This window comes from Arsukibacterium sp. (genome assembly GCF_041616895.1).
Taxonomy (GTDB): Bacteria; Pseudomonadota; Gammaproteobacteria; order Enterobacterales; family Alteromonadaceae; genus Alishewanella.
Window position 1 is genome coordinate 20,599 of record NZ_JBFJPY010000020.1, and the last position, 18,222, is coordinate 38,820.

At 48.0% G+C, this 18,222-nt stretch carries 14 protein-coding genes; 4 read left to right on the plus strand and 10 right to left on the minus strand.

The window, feature by feature from the left end; genetic code table 11:
- Window positions 1-30: 30 nt before the first annotated feature.
- Window positions 31-966 carry a type II secretion system protein GspC gene (gene gspC / locus ABY802_RS05575; RefSeq protein WP_372626029.1) on the minus strand — a complete coding sequence of 312 codons (936 nt, stop codon included), beginning with the start codon at window positions 964-966 and terminating at the stop codon, window positions 31-33.
- Between the two features lie 168 nt (window positions 967-1,134).
- Between gspC and hslR the strand changes: the two genes are divergently transcribed.
- Together hslR and hslO are read left to right on the plus strand one after the other, a co-directional pair.
- Window positions 1,135-1,545, plus strand: coding sequence for a ribosome-associated heat shock protein Hsp15 (hslR, locus tag ABY802_RS05580; RefSeq protein ID WP_372626030.1), 411 nt, complete (start codon window positions 1,135-1,137; stop codon window positions 1,543-1,545).
- A gap of 10 nt (window positions 1,546-1,555) precedes the next feature.
- Window positions 1,556-2,401: an Hsp33 family molecular chaperone HslO gene (gene hslO, locus ABY802_RS05585; RefSeq protein WP_372626031.1), complete on the plus strand. Its 846-nt coding sequence runs from the start codon at window positions 1,556-1,558 to the stop codon at window positions 2,399-2,401.
- 286 nt (window positions 2,402-2,687) lie between these two features.
- On the opposite strand, the gene ABY802_RS05590 is transcribed toward hslO, so the two are convergent.
- The 5 genes from ABY802_RS05590 to greB form a co-directional block, all read right to left on the minus strand.
- Complete coding sequence (locus ABY802_RS05590) at window positions 2,688-3,095, minus strand: hypothetical protein (protein WP_372626032.1); 408 nt, start codon at window positions 3,093-3,095, stop codon at window positions 2,688-2,690.
- Window positions 3,096-3,174: 79 nt separating this feature from the next.
- On the minus strand, window positions 3,175-7,137 hold the full coding sequence (locus ABY802_RS05595; protein ID WP_372626033.1) for a S8 family serine peptidase: 3,963 nt from the start codon (window positions 7,135-7,137) through the stop codon (window positions 3,175-3,177).
- Between the two features lie 540 nt (window positions 7,138-7,677).
- Entirely contained in the window at window positions 7,678-9,006 is a 1,329-nt protein-coding gene (gene envZ / locus ABY802_RS05600; RefSeq protein WP_372626034.1) for a two-component system sensor histidine kinase EnvZ, read from the minus strand.
- Entirely contained in the window at window positions 9,006-9,731 is a 726-nt protein-coding gene (gene ompR, locus ABY802_RS05605; protein ID WP_372626043.1) for a two-component system response regulator OmpR, read from the minus strand. The genes envZ and ompR overlap by 1 nt, the downstream gene beginning before the upstream one ends.
- A 358-nt stretch (window positions 9,732-10,089) precedes the next feature.
- On the minus strand, window positions 10,090-10,581 hold the full coding sequence (gene greB, locus ABY802_RS05610; RefSeq protein WP_372626035.1) for a transcription elongation factor GreB: 492 nt from the start codon (window positions 10,579-10,581) through the stop codon (window positions 10,090-10,092).
- A gap of 89 nt (window positions 10,582-10,670) precedes the next feature.
- Between greB and ABY802_RS05615 the strand changes: the two genes are divergently transcribed.
- On the plus strand, window positions 10,671-12,992 hold the full coding sequence (locus tag ABY802_RS05615; protein ID WP_372626036.1) for a Tex family protein: 2,322 nt from the start codon (window positions 10,671-10,673) through the stop codon (window positions 12,990-12,992).
- 15 nt (window positions 12,993-13,007) lie between these two features.
- Here the strand turns inward: ABY802_RS05615 and ABY802_RS05620 are convergent, their stop codons facing one another.
- From ABY802_RS05620 to bioH, 3 genes are all read right to left on the minus strand, one after another.
- Entirely contained in the window at window positions 13,008-13,895 is an 888-nt protein-coding gene (locus tag ABY802_RS05620) for a putative metalloprotease CJM1_0395 family protein (RefSeq protein WP_372626037.1), read from the minus strand.
- A gap of 5 nt (window positions 13,896-13,900) precedes the next feature.
- On the minus strand, window positions 13,901-14,206 hold the full coding sequence (locus ABY802_RS05625) for an excinuclease ATPase subunit (protein WP_372626038.1): 306 nt from the start codon (window positions 14,204-14,206) through the stop codon (window positions 13,901-13,903).
- 64 nt (window positions 14,207-14,270) lie between these two features.
- On the minus strand, window positions 14,271-15,047 hold the full coding sequence (gene bioH / locus ABY802_RS05630; protein WP_372626039.1) for a pimeloyl-ACP methyl ester esterase BioH: 777 nt from the start codon (window positions 15,045-15,047) through the stop codon (window positions 14,271-14,273).
- Window positions 15,048-15,067: 20 nt separating this feature from the next.
- On the opposite strand from bioH, the gene ABY802_RS05635 reads away from it, so the two are divergent.
- Complete coding sequence (locus ABY802_RS05635) at window positions 15,068-15,805, plus strand: ComF family protein (protein WP_372626041.1); 738 nt, start codon at window positions 15,068-15,070, stop codon at window positions 15,803-15,805.
- Here the strand turns inward: ABY802_RS05635 and ABY802_RS05640 are convergent.
- Window positions 15,793-18,222, minus strand: a 2,430-nt coding sequence (locus ABY802_RS05640) for a M14 family zinc carboxypeptidase (protein ID WP_372626042.1), incomplete at its 5' end; no start/stop codon positions are given. The genes ABY802_RS05635 and ABY802_RS05640 overlap by 13 nt on opposite strands.

The following is an 18,222-nucleotide window of genomic DNA, read 5'->3' on the forward strand; positions in this document are numbered from 1 at the left end:
GAGAATTTAACCAATTGTTATCTAATTATTTTATTGCGAAAGTCTAACCAGAATATCTCTGATTTCGCCGTCACGTTCTATTTTAATTGCGGCTTCACTGGCATCTCTCAGCTCGTTGATCACCCGCATGGCCTGCTGCATATCGTTCAGCGGAATACCATTAATCTCTATTGCCAGATCATTTTGCTGTAAACCCAGCTGGGTAAACAGCGCCGGGTCTTTGCCGGGCATTAATTTATATCCCACCAGTGCGCCGTCGCGTTGCTGCGGTGACACCCGGATGTAATCAAAAAACTTCATTGGCTCTGCCAGTAGTTCGTCGCGGCTGACGCCTAAGTCGCCTTCATCCAGCACCGGCGCTTCTGCCTGCGGCGAGGCCACTAATTCGTTCTCATAACTCGGTTCCGGGCTGTCTTCCCGTCCAAGCCCGGCATTTGCCTGAGCCATCTTGGTATATTCAATACCATCGAGCATCAGCGTTTCAAAACGGCCCGCCTGCTGAATGAGCACCCGATCAATTAACACCTGCTTTAATACCGCATTAGTGCCATCAATCGTATCATCAACTGCATAAGTGCCTTCGCCACCCCGACTTTCGATAATAGCACTACCACTGTTGGGATCAGCCTGAGCAACGACGCCGGTCAGTTTGACATTAAGCTGCGTTTTTGGTGCTTCTGTCACTACCGGAGCTGCCCTTTCCGGTTCAGCCGTCACCTCACCAAACAGGGAGTAAGTTAATAGCTGCTCAAGCGAAGTGGTGGCAATACCGGTTGATGCAATGCTTGCCTGCGGCGCTGATACGGGGCTGGTAAACTCAGGCTCTGGCAACAACTGCCAGCTTAAACGGGCCAGCAGCCAGGCAAGCAACAGCACCAGAGTCAGGTTCAGCAGTTTTCGTAACGTACTGACCGGCAGACGCTGGCTAATGCGGTTAAACTCTTGCAATGACAAAGACAGATTCATTTCAGCTTTCTTATAATAAGTTCGGTTTCATCTTACTCAGTTGTCAGCATACCAACAAGGGTCCGTTGGCATTTTTACAAAATACTAACAGTGAAAATAATCCCGGGGGTACGCTTCGCATGTTGTTTGGCACTATAATGCACATTCAGTTCAGCATACAGGTTAATTATGACAACACCAAAGGCCACGACACAGCAAAACGACAGCATAAGGCTGGATAAATGGCTTTGGGCCTGTCGTTTTTACAAAACCCGCGCTCTGGCCAAGAGCATGATCGAAGGCGGAAAAGTACACTACAATGAGCAGCGTTGCAAAGCAAGCCGCCAGGTTGAGATTGGTGCCACCATTAAGCTGGCACAAGGTACTGACGAAAAAACGGTTATTGTTATGGGGCTGTCAGAAAGACGGCTTGCCGCCCCCCTGGCACAGGCACTGTATCAGGAAACCGAGGCCAGCGCCGAGCAGCGCCTGGCCCGCTCTGAGCTACGTAAAACCAACAGCTTGTTTGCACCACACCCGGACACTAAGCCGGATAAAAAAATGCGTCGCCAGCTATTGTTATTAAAATCAAAGCAGTAAGAGAGAATTTATGAACCAGGATACGTTACATCGCTTTTTGTTTCAGCAAAAACATGTCAGGGGCGAATTGGTGCAGGTTGCAGTTAGCCTGGATAAGATGCTGCAAAACCATCACTATCCATTACCGGTTAAACAACTGCTGGCGGAATTAGTTGTAGCAACCAGTTTAATTACCGCAACCTTAAAATTTGACGGCGAAATTGCCGTGCAATTACAAGGCGATGGTCCGGTCAAGTTTGCCGCCGTAAATGGTGATAATAATCAGAATTTTCGTGCCGTGGTCAGGCTACAGGCTGAACTGAGTGGCGACAGTTTTCGCCAGTTAATCGGCGAAGGGTACATGATTGTGACCATCACTCCCCGCCAGGGCGAACGCTATCAGGGCATCATTCCGTTAACCGGTGATACCTTAACGAGTACATTAGAAGGTTATTTTGCGCAATCGGAACAACTACCCACCCGCTTGTACATATTTACTGACATAACCACAAAAAATACTGCCGCGGGTTTAATGCTGCAGGTGTTACCGGTCGAGGCGGAAAAAGCAGCCGCAGATTTTGCCGAGCTAGTGGTACTGGCCGACACGGTAACGGGCAGTGAATTGCTGACATTACCGGCTGAAGACATGCTATACCGGCTGTTTCATCAAGAACAAGTAGAGCTTTTTCCGGCACAACACGTCAGCTTTGTCTGCGGCTGTTCGCGCCAGAAATGCGAAACAGCGCTGTTTAGCATTGGCAAAGAGGCCCTGACTGAGCACATTGCTGAGGGTAAACTGGAAATGACCTGTGAGTACTGTAATCAGTTATATCAGTTCAACGCAGAGGAACTGCAACAAATAAAAGATGCGTTATGAGTGATATTCTTCCTATTGAGCAGCTTAAGCGTTAAATGCTCGCATTACGCTGCCACTAGCGAATCGTTATGTGTAGCTTTAGCTCTACTGTTTGTAATGCCTCCACATTTTTCAAGCAGTTTACTATTTGAACGTGATGCTATGGATGCAGGTCATTTATGGTAGCTAATCAGCAGTTAATTTAGCTGGGGCGCGCTGCAAGAAACTCAGCAGCGCCAACCCTCTGACAACGTCAGCCCATTTTTTCGGTGTATTAAGTGCATTCCTCATTGCAGGTACCCACTATTTACTCTGTCGCAAATTCAACCGGAATACATAAGTCTTTATCTAACATGACTGACGGCTGAGTGTTGGCCATGCAGGCTTCTGAGTTACCGGCTTGTGCTAACACAATTTGATTATATTTCTTCACTAACGTTAACAGCACTTGTTCATTTGTATTCTCAGCTGAATAAAGTAAATGTTTAGCCGGCTCCTGACAATCAATTGCATTCAGTGTCACTATTTTACAACTCGCTATTTCTTGCGCGATGGGACTACTTATTAAATTCCGTATTCCCTGATCTAATTCTGCTAACTGCTCAGCAGCTGTTGGCTGTTTTGCCACAACCTCTGTTGCGGGTTTGCACCCGGCTACAATTATCAGGCAGGTAATACCTAGCACTGTTTTCATACCTACGTACATCTTAACCATCTGACTTGCCTTTTATGATAGATAAAATAAAGGGGCTCGAAAGCCCCTTAACTCATACAGTAAATAACGCTAGGTTAGCTTATTTAGCTGCGGTACGACGGCGACGCAGCCACACTACCGGTAAAGCTAACAGTGCCATCAGCACACTGAAGCTACCGCCACTTTTTGGCTTACCAACCACCTCAACGGTAGTTGTCGCAGTGCTTGTCTCGAAACCATCAGATACTGTTACTCTAAAGGTTAAGCTTGCATTTGCACCAAAACTTGGAGCAACAAATCCAGCTGAAACCGATGTAGCGCCTGTTAATGTCACAGATGGTCCGGCAGTTTGCGTCCAGCTATACGTTAACGTGTCACCGTCAACATCAGTGGTGCCCGCTGCGCTTAGACTTACTGCATCACCAGCTTGCGCTCGTGCAGGAGTAGCAGATGCTGCAGCGACAGGAGCTGTATTGTCACGCTCAACATTAATAGTTACCGTAGCTTCGTTAGTGGCATTACCCTCTGCATCAACTACCTGATAAGTGAAAGAATCAACACCGATATAATCGGCTTCCGCAGTGTACGTATAGGTAAACGGAATTGGTGCTGGCGCTGATTCATCTTCAGGCACTGTCATTGCAGGTGTTAATACACCGTGCTCTGGTGCAGCAACGACCGTAACTGACACACCTTCGGCAGCTTCAATATTGAATGGCTGAATGGCGTTATAGGTTCTATCACTGGCGCCCAGGCTAACACGTGACAGTAAGTTTTTAGCACCAACGGTGAACTCTTTACCCAAGTCAACGACTACCGGAGCCTGCTCTACCGTGGTCACAGTAGCATCGTTTGCAGCACCGAACGCAGCAGCTTCTAACTCATAGTTAATAACTAAAGAGCCCTGAGCACCTGGCGCCAAACGCGCAAGCAATACGTCACCAGCCATTGGCGCAGTACCAGTACCGTTGTAGTAACGAGAAAGACCTTTAGTGCCTGTGATGTCTTCTATACCGACAGTAGAGTTAGCTGGCATAGCCGGCACATCTATGTAGTTAAAGTAGACTTCATCGGTACCTAACTTAATCCAAATAGAAAAAGTAAATAAGTCACCTGTGGCTGAGTCATACTCTGTCACATCTTCCCATTCAAAAATAAACCAATCACTACCACCAGCAGAAATTAAGTTATAGTTAATTTGACCGCCAAGTGCACCACCAAGATCCAAATCAGACCACAACGGAGCAAGCACCGCATTAGGTGAAGCAGTAGCTGGCAACTGTTGGTTTATAAATGAACCTGCCGCACTCTGAGTAGCAGCAGTAATAAAACCGTTAGCTGCGATAGTAATTGTTGAAACTAACTGACCGTTCCAAATAAAACCACCGAAGTTACCAATTGGATAGTTGAAAGATGATTCATCACAACCCGCCTCACAAGGTAACTGGAAACCAGGCGTTCCTATGTCAGCTAATGTTAAGCCGGCAAAAGGGAAACTTGGAGCAGGTGTTAATGAGTTAACATCTGGTAAGCTACTAATGGAACCCGCCCAGCTCATTACACGTTTATTTGGTGAAATGCTAAAGCCATTTTGAGTAGCGCGAGTCAGTTGTATATCTAACGACTCTTCTACTAAATTAGTGCCTTCAGGAATGTGTACCGTAAAGTTAACCGGCAATCCGCTGCCACTGTCACCGGCGCGAGCACTCATACGGAACGGCTCACTGGAGGTAACGTCTGCTGAAGCAACCGAAGTCGTGACTAACTGACTATCGTCTGAACGCTTAGCCATAACAGCGATAGGTAAATGTGCTTTTGGATATTGTCCAGAAGCATCAGTCCATACCACCTGCCCAAACTGCCAGCCTTCCTCAGCAAAAGAGGTATCAACCGTCAATGTAAAGGTAGCTACGCCGTCAGCCGCAATGCTAACCTCTGAGGTTGATAAACTACCGGTTACGTTATCATTAACGAATTCCACAGTGCCTTTCCAGTTTCCTGCAGCCGGCATAAGGTTGGTTACTATACGTTCAAAAGTACATTTAGCAACACAGCCTGTAGAAACGAACGATGGTTTATCAAAACTTACCGCAGTTAAGCTGGCGGCTTCAACATCCAGCCGGCCTGCACCACGGTCAAATGGCGTAGTAGCACTGGTTAAATCTTGCATTTTTACTGCGGGGTCGCTTGAAGTCATTAAAATAGATTTAACTTCAAAAGCGTTTAACTCCGGACGTAACTGTCGCAATAACGCAGCGGCACCGGCAACATGCGGGCTTGCCATAGACGTACCAGAAATCACGTTATATTCGGCACCATTGGTACCAGGTGCATAAGAAGATAGAATATCAGAACCTGGCGCCGCAATATCGGGCTTCAGGAAGCTTGAATCACCATTAGGACCACGCGAACTAAAACCTGACATTGCATCTACTGCATCAGGGTTATTCAACTGTAAGCTCTTAGTTATTGTTGCTTCGCTACCTTCTTCCCAAGCTGCCAATATGGCTTCACCATCTGCTCGCAAAATAGATACGCTTGGCAAGGTAGCACCCGGCATTGACATACTAATAACACCTGGGGCGTTATTAAATAAAATCATACCTTCTGCACCGGCAGCCTGAGCATTGGCTGCTTTTACTGAAAAGCTACAGGCACCACGAGAAAGTATAACAATGTGGTCGTCCAATGAACCTTCAGGGAAAGCATTACAACCAAGACCATTAGCCGCATCAACAATAACCGCTGGCATTAACAGAGCGGTAATATCGGCGGTTATTTCAAAGTCGCCATTACCTGGTATAGCAGAAATATCTTCTACACCCGGAGCATTAACTAAGTGGCCAAAGGTCCGGCCTGTCTGAGTACTAGCAACGGTAATACCTGATTCGATACAGCCTGGGCAACCAACGGTTTGAGCGCCCGGGCCACTGTTGCCCGCTGCAGTTACAATTACTACACCGGCAGCTTCAGCTGCAGTAAAAATAGGCTGATATACGCTATTTGCAGGGTTGCCACCAGGGCCGCCACCCCAAGAGTTATTAATAACATCTGCGCCATCAGCAACAGCATCTTCTAATGCACCAACTAACATAATGTTAGAGCCACTTCCGGTTCCACCAGGAACTTGGAAAAGCGCTTTGTACACCATAACGGTAGCACCTGGTGCCACACCAGAAAAGCTGACATCTACGCCGGCGTAAGTTGTACTTACCGCGTTACCCACAGCAGTACCGGCAACGTGAGTACCATGACCACCAAAATCAAGTGGGCTAATATTTTCATTGACGTTAACTGGGAAGGTTGGTGTGTAATAACGAGCTAAAACTAATTTGTCATTACAAAAAGTAGGGTCAACTGTTCCACAGTAATCATCTGTTGGAAGATCTGCTGGGCGGGTATGACCATTACTGGCGAACATCGGGTGTTCAGAGCGGATACCGCCATCGATAATTGCAACTTTTACGCCTTCCCCTGCACGATCACGCTCGCCAATAGTTTCCCAGACAGCAGGTGCGTTAATTAACTCTAAAGAAGCATCCATCTGGGCTTCATAAATCTCATGTTCAAATACTTGCAGCACGCCGGGCACGCTTTGCAATTGTGCTTTAAGATCTACTTTGCCAGGAATGCTAACGATTAAACCGTTAAGCGTTACGCTCAAATTGCGTTGCACTTGCAATGACGGGAATTTGGACTGTAATGAAGAAACCACCTCTGCTTGACGTGATTCCAGATACTGTTTATACGCCATTGCTTCAACTGACTGAATGTCCAGTTTCGCATTGCTTGACGCTGGCTTTTTAGTTGGCGCCAAACCACGCACGCCACCGCTATATGTTGCTAAAGGAGCGTCTTCTAATTGAATAATGTAGTATGTTGGGAATTGCTGCTCAACTAAACGTGCTGATTTATCATAGCCCGTATACTGCTGAACTAAACTTGGACCTACGTTTAACGGTAAAGCAGTAGCTTCGTTTGCCGTAGCTCCATATGAAACGGTTGATGCAACGAATGCGGCTAACACCGTCATTTTTGGCAGTGCCTTGGATTTAGACTGCATAGATTTAAAACCTCAATTTTATTGTAATTTTATGTCACGCTACTTAGCTTTTTGCCATTAAACATATGAATTGTTAGATATATTACTTTTACAGCTCGCTAAAGTTTCTATGGCATAACTAAATTTTATTATTAAAAGACCTATGTTTTGCAACATAGACATATTTGGTACCATAATTTACGAAAAAAGTAACTAACTACCGCTACATTAAGTAACTTTTAAAGCCGCCATTACAGATACTTATCTTATAAAGTGTAAACGCTTCATGACAATACCTGCTCAGGGCAATGTGCCATCTGCTTTAATTTGAAAAGTGTGGCAAAATATCGCCACGCTCCATTTATCTACCAACAAGAGAATTCATCAAGACCGGCTAACGTAGCTGAGAGCCCAGCATAATCATTAATGACTTGTATCCACTGCCTCTTGTTCAAAAATCTTCAACATTGGCTGTATTATCTATGCTAAAAGTAACGCAGTACCCAAAGCGTAATATTGTCACTGAGAAAGTCACCAACGTATTCTTTCTCGCATGTAAATTTAACCTACCGGCTCATTTTTCTGACTTTTAATTGGTAAATAAACCCGCACTACTAGACCGCCATGAGCATGGTTAAATAATGTGACGCTGCCCTGATGCATATCAACTATTTTCTTAATAATAGCCAAACCCAAACCTGAACCACCGCTACCGCGAGCTTCATCCCCCTGAGTGAAGGGCGCAAACATCGCTTCCATTTTGTGTTCGGGAATGCCCGGCCCGTGGTCACGTACTTCGAAATACAACTGTTTGCGACTTTTTTCATAACCGGTACTAATCTCAATATCGCCATCGCTATAGCGCAACGCATTTTCCAATAGGTTATTTAAAACCCGTTTAATGGCTATCTTTCGCAACAGCACTGCCGGTAATTTCGGATCAAGCTCGGTGATAAAGTGACGCTGCTGCACCTGTTCTGCCAACACCAACTCTTCTATTAATTCGTTTAAATTAACACTTTGTAACGTCTCCTGCTTATGGTGACGCAGAAAATCGATAAACTGGTCGATAATGGCGTTCATGTCATCAATATCATTAACAATGCCATCCCGGATCCAGCTATCCTGCTCTGTCATCATTTCTGATGCCAGCCGGATCCGGGTTAGCGGTGTGCGCAAATCATGCGATACCCCAGCCATTAACAAGGCTCTGTCCTGCTCAAGACGCTTAATGCCTTCTGCCATGTAATTAAAAGCCCGGATTACAGAGATGATTTCGGTAGACCCTTTTTCGGCATTTAGCGGGGGGGGAATATCACCACGGCCGACTTGCAGAGCGGCTTGCTGTAATGATTTAAGCGGTCGGTTTAAATGACGGGCAAAAACCCAGGCACCTCCCACACTTAAAATACCAATTAACAATAAATAGAATGTCAGGGGGGAAAAGTCGGTTTCGTCCAGCCCGGATAAAGGTACTTTGACCCAATATTGTGGTGCTTGCGGTGGCCGTACCCAGAAAGCAAATGCATTACCCTGTTCGATACGAACTTCGGCCTCACCACCAAGCTCAGCTGACATTTGCTCTGAAAAATAACCGTAATAACGCGCGTTCGCCAGTCCTTGCTGCATCGCCTCAGTTTCGGTGTATACCTCAATGCCAGTGGCCTCGCTAAAGCGGCGGGTCAGTTCGGCAGACAATACCGGGCTGTTCTGGCCAGCGTCAAGAAACACCACTTTAATTTGTTTAGCAATCAGATGGTTAATTTGCTGGGTGGTAGGCTTGATAAAATAGAGTGCCACTGATACATAAGATACCAGCTGATTAATCAGCAATAAAAAGCCAATTAAAAATACCGTTTGCCCAAACGCGCTTCGGGGCAACAAACGCATCAGGCAATACTGCCATCTGGCACAAACACGTAACCCAGCCCCCATACGGTTTGAATATAGCGGGGGTTGGCGGCGTCGTCTTCCAGCATGCGCCTTAGACGCGATACCTGAACATCAATACTACGCTCCATTGCTGAATAATCGCGCCCTCTGGCCTGATTCATCAGTTTATCGCGTGATAATGGCTCACGTGGATGGCTGACCAGTACTTTTAATACCGCATACTCGCCACTGGTCAGGGGCAGTGGCTCGTTACCTTTGCGCATCTCACGGGTTGCCAGGTTAAAGGTAAAGGGACCAAAACTGATGACGGTTTCTTCCTGCGAGGGTGCGCCGGGTAAATCTTTGCTTTTTCGCCTTAACACGGCGCGGATCCGTGCCAGTAACTCACGCGGATTAAAAGGCTTAGGTAAGTAGTCGTCAGCGCCCATTTCCAGACCAATAATCCGGTCAACTTCATCACCTTTAGCGGTTAACATAATAATAGGCACATCATTATTTTGCTGGCGTAACTTGCGGCAAATAGACAGGCCATCTTCGCCAGGTAACATCAAATCCAGCACCACCAAGTGAAAATGCTCGCGCTCCATCAGCCGTTGCATTTGTTCATAGTTGCCGACACTGCGAACCTGATAGCCTTGTTCAACCAGATAGCGCTCCAGTAAAGCTCTTAAACGTAAATCATCATCTACCACAATAATTTTCAGGGTTTCCTGGCTGGTCATCACACAAGCTTCCGTTGTTTTTTCTCACTATAAACGAAAAAACCGCCATTGGGACTACCATGGCGGTTAAACTGTGTTACAAAATTTGTCAGTCTTGGACATGGTCCTTAGCTTTCTCCCGTTTCATAGGTGGATTAACCCAATAAATTCTGGCTGGCTGCGCGCTGAATTTGCTGGATGACTCCACTTTATTGATATAATCGTAATCAGGCTTCATCACATATTGTGGTGTAGTACTGCAGGCTGTGACTAACGTTGTTGCTACAATAAGCAGGTATAGCTGGCGACGGGGTTTCATCTTAATGCCCTCCGATAAAGCAAAATCCAACTTCAGTATAGTCTACATTTTGACCAAAAGTTAATCTATCGGATTGAAGGGTTGATAGCTGATTGCAGTGATGATGTACCAGTGTTCACCAGTAGGTGTTGTTACCTTTATCTCATCATCTGTCATTTTACCAAGGAGCGATCTGGCCAGTGGCGAGTCTATACTCAGCTTATTTAACCGCAAATCAAACTCGTCCGGGCCAACTAATCGATAGTGCTTAAGCTGACCAGCCTCATCTTCCAGTTGCACCCAGGCGCCAAAATACACTTTGCCCTGTTGCTTAGCAGATGGATATACCACTTGCAGCTGTTCCAGCCGTTTAGTTAAAAAGCGGACCCGGCGATCAATCTCGCGTAAACGTTTTTTGCCATAAATATACTCTGCATTTTCGGAGCGATCACCCAGTGCTGCTGCATCTGATACCTGGGCAGTAACCCGCGGGCGTTCTTCTTTCCACAAGTAACGCAGCTCCCGTTCCAGAATATCGTATCCTTCCCGCGTAATCAGATTGGATTTTTTCATGCACAAAGTAGACAATTCACCCTGCTTCTCATATTTCGTATCATACTTCGCCTGCCACCAGGGCCGCGAAGTCGAAGGATTCTATAGTTATGTCAATGATTGTTAAACAAATAGCCAGTGAAATTTCCGCACGGCCAGAGCAGGTTGCCGCCGCCATTGCCCTGTTAGATGAAGGCGCCACTGTGCCCTTTATCGCCCGTTACCGCAAAGAAGTTACCGGCGCACTGGACGATACGCAATTACGTTTGCTCGATCAACGACTGAATTATTTGCGTGAGTTGGAGGAGCGTCGTCAGGTTATTTTAAAAACCATTGCTGAGCAAGGTAAGCTAAGCACTGAGCTTGAGCGTGACATCCTGACCGCTGATAATAAAACCCGCCTGGAAGACTTGTACCTGCCGTATAAGGCAAAACGGCGCACTAAGGGCCAGATGGCTATTGAAGCCGGTCTGGCTCCGCTAGCCGATGCCATTCTAGCTAACCCGCAGCAGGATCCTGAACAACAAGCAGTGGCCTATATTAATAACGATGCCGGTTTTGCTGATAGTAAAGCGGTGCTGGACGGCGCTAAGTTTATTTTGATGGAACGCTTCGCAGAAGATGCCACCCTGCTGGCACGTTTGCGCGCCAAGCTAAGCCGCGATGCCATACTTAAAAGTAGTGTAGTGGCAGGTAAAGAGCAGGAAGGTAGCAAGTTCCGTGACTATTTTTCGCACACTGAGCTTTGGAAGAATATTCCTTCACATCGCGCCCTGGCTATGTTTCGCGGACGCAATGAAGGCGTGTTACAGCTACAACTGGTGCCAGACAGTGATGAAGCAACCGCCCACGCCCTGTGTGAGCAAATGGTGGCAGAACATTTTAATATTCGTCAGCAACAACAACCGGCCGATGCGTTTTTGCGCACCGTAGTGCAATGGACCTGGAAAGTTAAATTGCATTTGCATCTGGAAAACGACTTGTTAAGCGAACTGCGTGAACGTGCTGAACTGGAAGCAATTAAAGTATTTGCCCGTAATATGGCAGATTTGCTGATGGCGGCGCCGGCTGGAATGCGTCGTACCCTGGCATTAGACCCTGGCCTGCGTACCGGAGTAAAATGTACCGTTATTGATGAAACCGGCAAGCTGTTAACTCACACCACTATTTTCCCACACGCGCCGCAAAATCTTTGGGATAAATCAGTTCGCACCCTTAGTCAGTTATGCCAGCAACATAAAGTAGAGTTGATTGCTATTGGTAATGGCACGGCGTCGCGCGAAACCGATAAACTGGCCGCTGATGTGATGAAAGCCGTCAACAACGATAGCCTTAGCAAAGTTATGGTATCTGAAGCAGGTGCTTCAATATATTCAGCTTCAGAGCTTGCGGCACAGGAGTTTCCAAATCTTGATGTGTCACTGCGTGGTGCCGTGTCGATAGGCCGACGCCTGCAGGACCCATTGGCTGAACTGGTAAAAATTGAGCCTAAGGCAATTGGCGTAGGCCAGTATCAACATGATGTAAACCAAAGCCTGCTTACCCGCTCCCTTGATGCGGTAGTAGAGGATTGTGTTACCGCAGTAGGCGTTGATTTAAATACCGCTTCTGCCGCCTTACTGGCCCGGGTAGCTGGCTTAAATAAAACCCTGGCGCAGAACATTGTGCAGTACCGTGATGAACATGGTCGCTTTAACGAGCGTAAGCAATTATTGAAGGTTCCCCGACTTGGCCCGAAGGCTTATGAGCAAGCTGCCGGTTTTTTAAGAATTAACAATGGCCATAACCCGTTAGATGCCTCCGCTGTGCACCCGGAGGCCTATCCGTTGGTAGAAAAAATACTAAAAACAGCCAATCAACCGGTTAGTGCTGTTATTGGCAATAGTCCGTTTTTAAGCAGCATTGATCCGGCAGCGTTTGTAGATGAGCATTTTGGCTTACCCACCATCAGCGATATTTTGAAAGAGCTGGACAAACCCGGACGCGATCCGCGACCAGAGTTTAAAACCGCTAATTTTAAAGACGGTGTGGAAACCTTGCAGGATCTAAAACCCGGCATGTTACTCGAAGGCGTTATTACCAACGTGACAAACTTTGGTGCCTTTGTCGATGTGGGTGTGCATCAGGATGGTCTGGTGCATATTTCATCGCTGACGGACAAGTTCGTCAGCGATCCGCATCAGGTCGTTAAGGCAGGCGATATTGTCAAAGTGAAAGTGCTTGAGGTTGATATTAACCGCAAACGTATTGCCCTGACCATGCGCCTTGATGAACAAGTTCAGCAAAAAGCACCCGATCCAGCGGTTAACAAACCTGCCAATCCGAAGCATGCTCAAGCCAACCGACCCGCTGCCAAGACAGCAAAACCAGAGCCGACAAACGCAGCGATGGGTAATGCCTTTGCAGAAGCACTGGCAAAATTTAAAAAATAAGGTGGGAGGTAAAGCTCAGGCTTGTTGCCGAAGTGGTCGCTGAGTGGGTTCCGTAGCCAGTTGATAAAACTGGCTGATAACCTGAGAGCGCCGCTGCATCTGAGCCAGAGTATCCAACTCGGGGAACACTAAACCCGCTGAAGGGTAGCCGTCACCATTACTGTCGCTGTCATAGCGGATTTGCGAGGTATTGATGGCAGAACTTGGTTGCCCTGCTGCGGTAATATCAGCTGTATTGGAATTATCAGGCGTGGCGACAGCAGTTTTTTCTGCTACCAGTTTTGTTTGTGCCTGCAATAACCGCAAACCAGCCTCAGCGGCAATACGCCGATCTGCAGGTGACGGCTCTGCTGGCGCCAGCGCGGCGGCCTTAACCTGCTGCATCTTCTGAATTGTCGCCTGCGGATCGCCCGGCACCGGTGCAATGTCAATTTGCACCTCTCCGGCCACCGCATATTTGCGGCCATCCGGGCCTAGCTCAAAACTGTAGCTCGGGGCACCGGCATAACGGCCACCAATGCTGGCGTGTGCTTGCTCGTGACTACGAACTTCCTGGTCCCGCGCCTTTAGTTCGGCTATTTCCTTCTGCTCAGCCTGCTGTTGCTGCTTTTGCTGCTCATTGGTTTGGTCTTGCTGCTGACGGTTATTGTCGTCCGCTTGTTCCGGCCGCCCCTCTATGGCTTGCTGCGTTTCCGTGGTTTTACCGCTGGCATCATAATTGTTAACTGTGCCAGCGCTACTCCGGACTTTTTCTTCGCTAACAACTGCTCGCTCTGCTTTACCTTTATCCATTTCCCGAACGGGCTCAACCAGCTCGCGGCGTTGCATATCACGACGAGCCAACTCGGTAGGTGGGTTCGCCGTATTGATGCTAACGTTAGGGTAATAAGAGGTAATCTGCATAAAACCTACACCCGGACGTCAATAATAGTGCCTAGCGCTTGGTCTGCAGCCTGAATTGACCGTACATTGGCTTCAGCGTTACGTGACTCATTGGTCAATTGCACTAAGCTTTGCTCTACTGAGGGCGCCTGCGACTGGGTGGCGCGGTTTCGCTCCGGCGCTTCAGCCTGACGCACGTCAGTTTCAGCAGCAGTCACCTGCTCCGGGTTAGCGCGGGTTTGCCGGTTAATATCAACGGTTGCCTCAGTTACCCCCGCTGCAGCTCGCTGAAATCCCTGCAAACCAGCATTAAATGCGGATTGAATCTCCATCACTGCCTCCACTTATTAACACAATGCTCAATTATTAACCAAAATCAATAAAAAAGAAAGGCTGTTAGTCGCAAGACGTGATAGAGGACTCTATCCAGTTGTTTAACCAGATTAGAAATTCCTGACGGTGGGAAATAAACGGCGCGTGGGATGCTTTGGTTAAAATAGTCATTTTAGCCTGCGGCATTAAGCGCTGAAGTTCGGTAACGATTGCAACCGGAACTAACGAATCCAGTGCGCCAAAACAGGCTGCTACCGGCTGCGTTAAACTGGCAAAGCTGTCCCGTAAATCCTGTTGAGATAAAAAGCCCAACCCGGCTTGTAATGCTTCTGGCTTCGCCTGCGGAAAGGCAGCAATTGCCTGTTTTAATGCAGCAGCATCAGTCTTAGCAGTGAGTGATCCCATGGCCTGAATGGCAAGAAAGCGGCCAATCGTCTGGCTCAGGTCGCGCTGCAGTGCCTGACTAAATTGCTCAAGCACCGCAGCTTTCATACCTGGCCAATCTGGCTGTTGTAAAAAGCATGGCGTAGCGGCAATCAGCCCCAGTTGCTGGACTTTGCTTGGGTAGCGTTCGGCCAGCGCAATCGCCAGTAAACCTCCCAGCGACCAGCCACATACCATACTGTTATCGGGTATCTGAGTGGCTAATTCGGCCAGCACCGCGTCAAAATCATAAGGCGACGGTAATTGCTGGGCCAATCCGAACCCCGGTATATCGAGACATCGTACCGTCACCTTTGGGCTAATGTCATTTAATAAGGTGTGCCACACTCCCTGATTTACACCCCATCCGTGCAGCAGTACCAGAACGGGTTTGTCAGTCTTGCTAATCTCTGCCATGCTGCTCTAAGGTATCCTTAATGTTAATTTTTATGATTAATTTTATTGCCAAGCTAAGTCGATGGTGCTGGTATCACATTCTGCCGGGTCAGTGCATGTGGTGCAATTTACCGCTGGCAACGCCTGTCAGCCAACTATGTGACTATTGTCAGCAGGCCTTGCCAACACTGTCTTACCAGCAGTGTCACTATAATTTACTCTGGCTGCCAGCCGTTGCACGTGGTCTTAAAGATGCAAAATTTGATCGCCTGCTTTGTCTGGCTCATTATCAACAACCTTATCAGCACTGGATACCACGTTGGAAATATGAGGCAGACTTAGCGGCGGGTCAGCTGTTACAACAACAACTGTGCTTATTACTGGCGCGAGCTAAGTCCAATAATATGCAGATGCCGCAAGCACTTACCTATGTACCATTACACTGGCGAAAACAGCACCAACGGGGCTTTAACCAGGCACAGTTGCTGGCCGAGGCGTTAGGGCAGCAATTACAGATCCCGGTAATCGGGTTATTCAGGAAATCTGCCAGCCACAGCCAACGTGGTCTTAATCGACGACAACGGCTTCGCAACCTGCGCCGCTCCTTTATTCTAAAGGTTACCGAGGCGGCCCTGCCCCGGCATATTGCATTGATTGACGATGTGATCACCACCGGTGCCACCGCCAACGCCCTGACCCGGCTTTTGCGCCGGGCCGGGGTACATACTGTCAGTGTCTGGACCTTGGCCGTTACTCCCGCACCAGGTTATTCCGTCTGAATTGGCGCATTGAAACTGTTTCCCAAATACAGAGCATTGATCAGAATACGGCTGGAACCGAAGAAATAGCCACGAAACACCGGATTATCAGTCATCGCAATCACCCGGCCCCGGCCCAGATTATGGGCAATAATTGCCGCACCCTGGGCTATTTTTGGCACATATTCGCTGGCGCTATAGCCCGCTAAATGCGGATTCTGACTGTATAATGCGACATTAACAAAAGGCGAGCTGCTCGGTTGCAATAACATAATATCATTTTTAAAAATGGGTAAGCGCTCTCGCGGCACGCCAAAGGTTAACGGATGGCTTAAATCCAGCTCTGCACTGAATATCGCACCGGCAATACGCTGCTTCGCCCCCAGCACTTCACGGTCCGCATAGCTTAAGTTCTGTTGTGGGATCAGCTGCTGCATCTCTTTGCCCTGCCAAACGCCGGCCTTTAATAAACCGGCATTAGCCAGCCACGCAGCGCCATCTTTGTGACCCCATAACACTCCACCTTGCTCAGTCCATTGTTTCAGCTGATTAATCTGACTGTCCTGCCACTGCCGATAGTTGCCATCAACCAGAATAATATGGGTATACCGATTTAAGTTGACTCTGCCAAGCCGCTCAGGCTCTACCATACTTGGCGAGATACCGGCTAACCGCTCCAGGTTGTACCACACTTCACCTGCTTCGGTAGAGTTAACCCCAGGTCCGGCGATCAGCAACACTTCGGGTTTTCTGATCACCGCGAAGTTGTGGCTACCCAGGTCACTGCCTTCTGCTGTCAGGCCGCTGCGGATAGCATGTACTTTAAGCGGATATTGCTGTTGCAACTGCTGTAACCGGTTAAACCATTCTTTATTTTGTTGTAAGCCGGCTGCTACCACCATGCTGCCCGGTTTAAACTGCACCGTGCCGTCACCACTTAAGGCGCTGAAACTGCCAAGTGCTGACCTGACCACAACCCCCTCGTCTAACAATGCTTGCAATAATAAAGGAGCCTGCTGGTCTTGCCAGCTAAAGGCGTAGGCATAAGCTCCGGCCGCTAGTGGCTGCTTAAGCAAAGGGACGCTTTGCCACTGCTGGTCGGCTAATGCCCGGCCTGGCTCCCGGTTTACCGCTTTAAATTCAATATTGAACGCATAAGGCAACGTCCAGCTTGATACGTCATAAAAGGTATTATCTTTAAAATCTTTATCCGTCGCAAAAGCCGCTTTGATCAGCCGGTACTGCGCTTGCTGCAGCGGCACAAAATAACTTTGTCCCGCCCGGTATTTAGTGTCTTCATCCTGCCAGTCTCGTGCCAGGGGATATACGGCAATATGATGGCGCTGCAACAAGTCGAGCAATCCTTCCAAGCGGCTTGTATCGCCATCATCGGTAAGCATATAACCCTTGGTTTTATCTGCTTTGGCTTCAGTTATTGCATCCTGATAAAACTGCTGCTGATAGGTTAACAACTCCTGCCGTTTAGCCACGGCGCCGCGGATCGTTGACAATGATGCAGTAAATTGATTTTTGATGGTGTCACTAAAGCTAAGTAAGCCGTTAATCGATTCTTGCAGATGGCCGCGGCTGCTGGCCTGTTCGAATAAAATCCCGACACTGCCGTTTACGTCAGGGTATGTCGAGCCTTTACCGATATAGAAATCGTCAAAACTTTCTTCGCTGTAGTACAGTTGCTCTTGAGCATCAAAGGCCGCGGCATGAAACTCTGCTATTGCCGCTGTCAGCTCGAAATTACGTTGTGGGGTGAGTGGGTAATTGCGACTTGGGATCCCTGGCTGGAAGAAATAGCTACTGTTTGTACCCATTTCGTGAAAATCGCCAACGACATTTGGCAGCCATTGCTGAAACTGAGCAATTCGGGCCCGGCTCTCCGGATGCTGTAACAACAACCAGTCGCGATTCAGATCAAACCAATAATGGTTTGGCCGACCGTTTGGCCAGGGTTCGATATGTTCCCGATGCTGCGGATCTGCAACCGGCTTGCTGCCTTTATGCATATTAGCCCAATGGGCAAACCGATCATGGCCATCCGGATTTAAACTGGGCTGAACTAAAATAACTGCCTTGCTCAGCCAGGCCTGAACCTCTTCAGTCTGAACCGCCGTCAAATAATGTGCCAGCACCAACGCTGCGTTGGCTGCACTCGGTTCATTACCATGCACACCGTAACCCAGCCAGATGATAACCGGTGTATCGCCGGCAATTTTGGTACCTTGTTTTGCCTGCTGCACATGTTGCTGACGGATCTGATCCAACCGAGCTAAATTTTCAGTCGATGAAATAACCAACTGCAACAACGGCCGTTGTTCGTGGCTATAACCTATTACTTCTAACATGGCATTGTCTGACTGGCGGGCCAGCTGCTCAAAATAATGCTGGATCTGATCATGCCGTGCATGCCAGTCACCCACAGCATG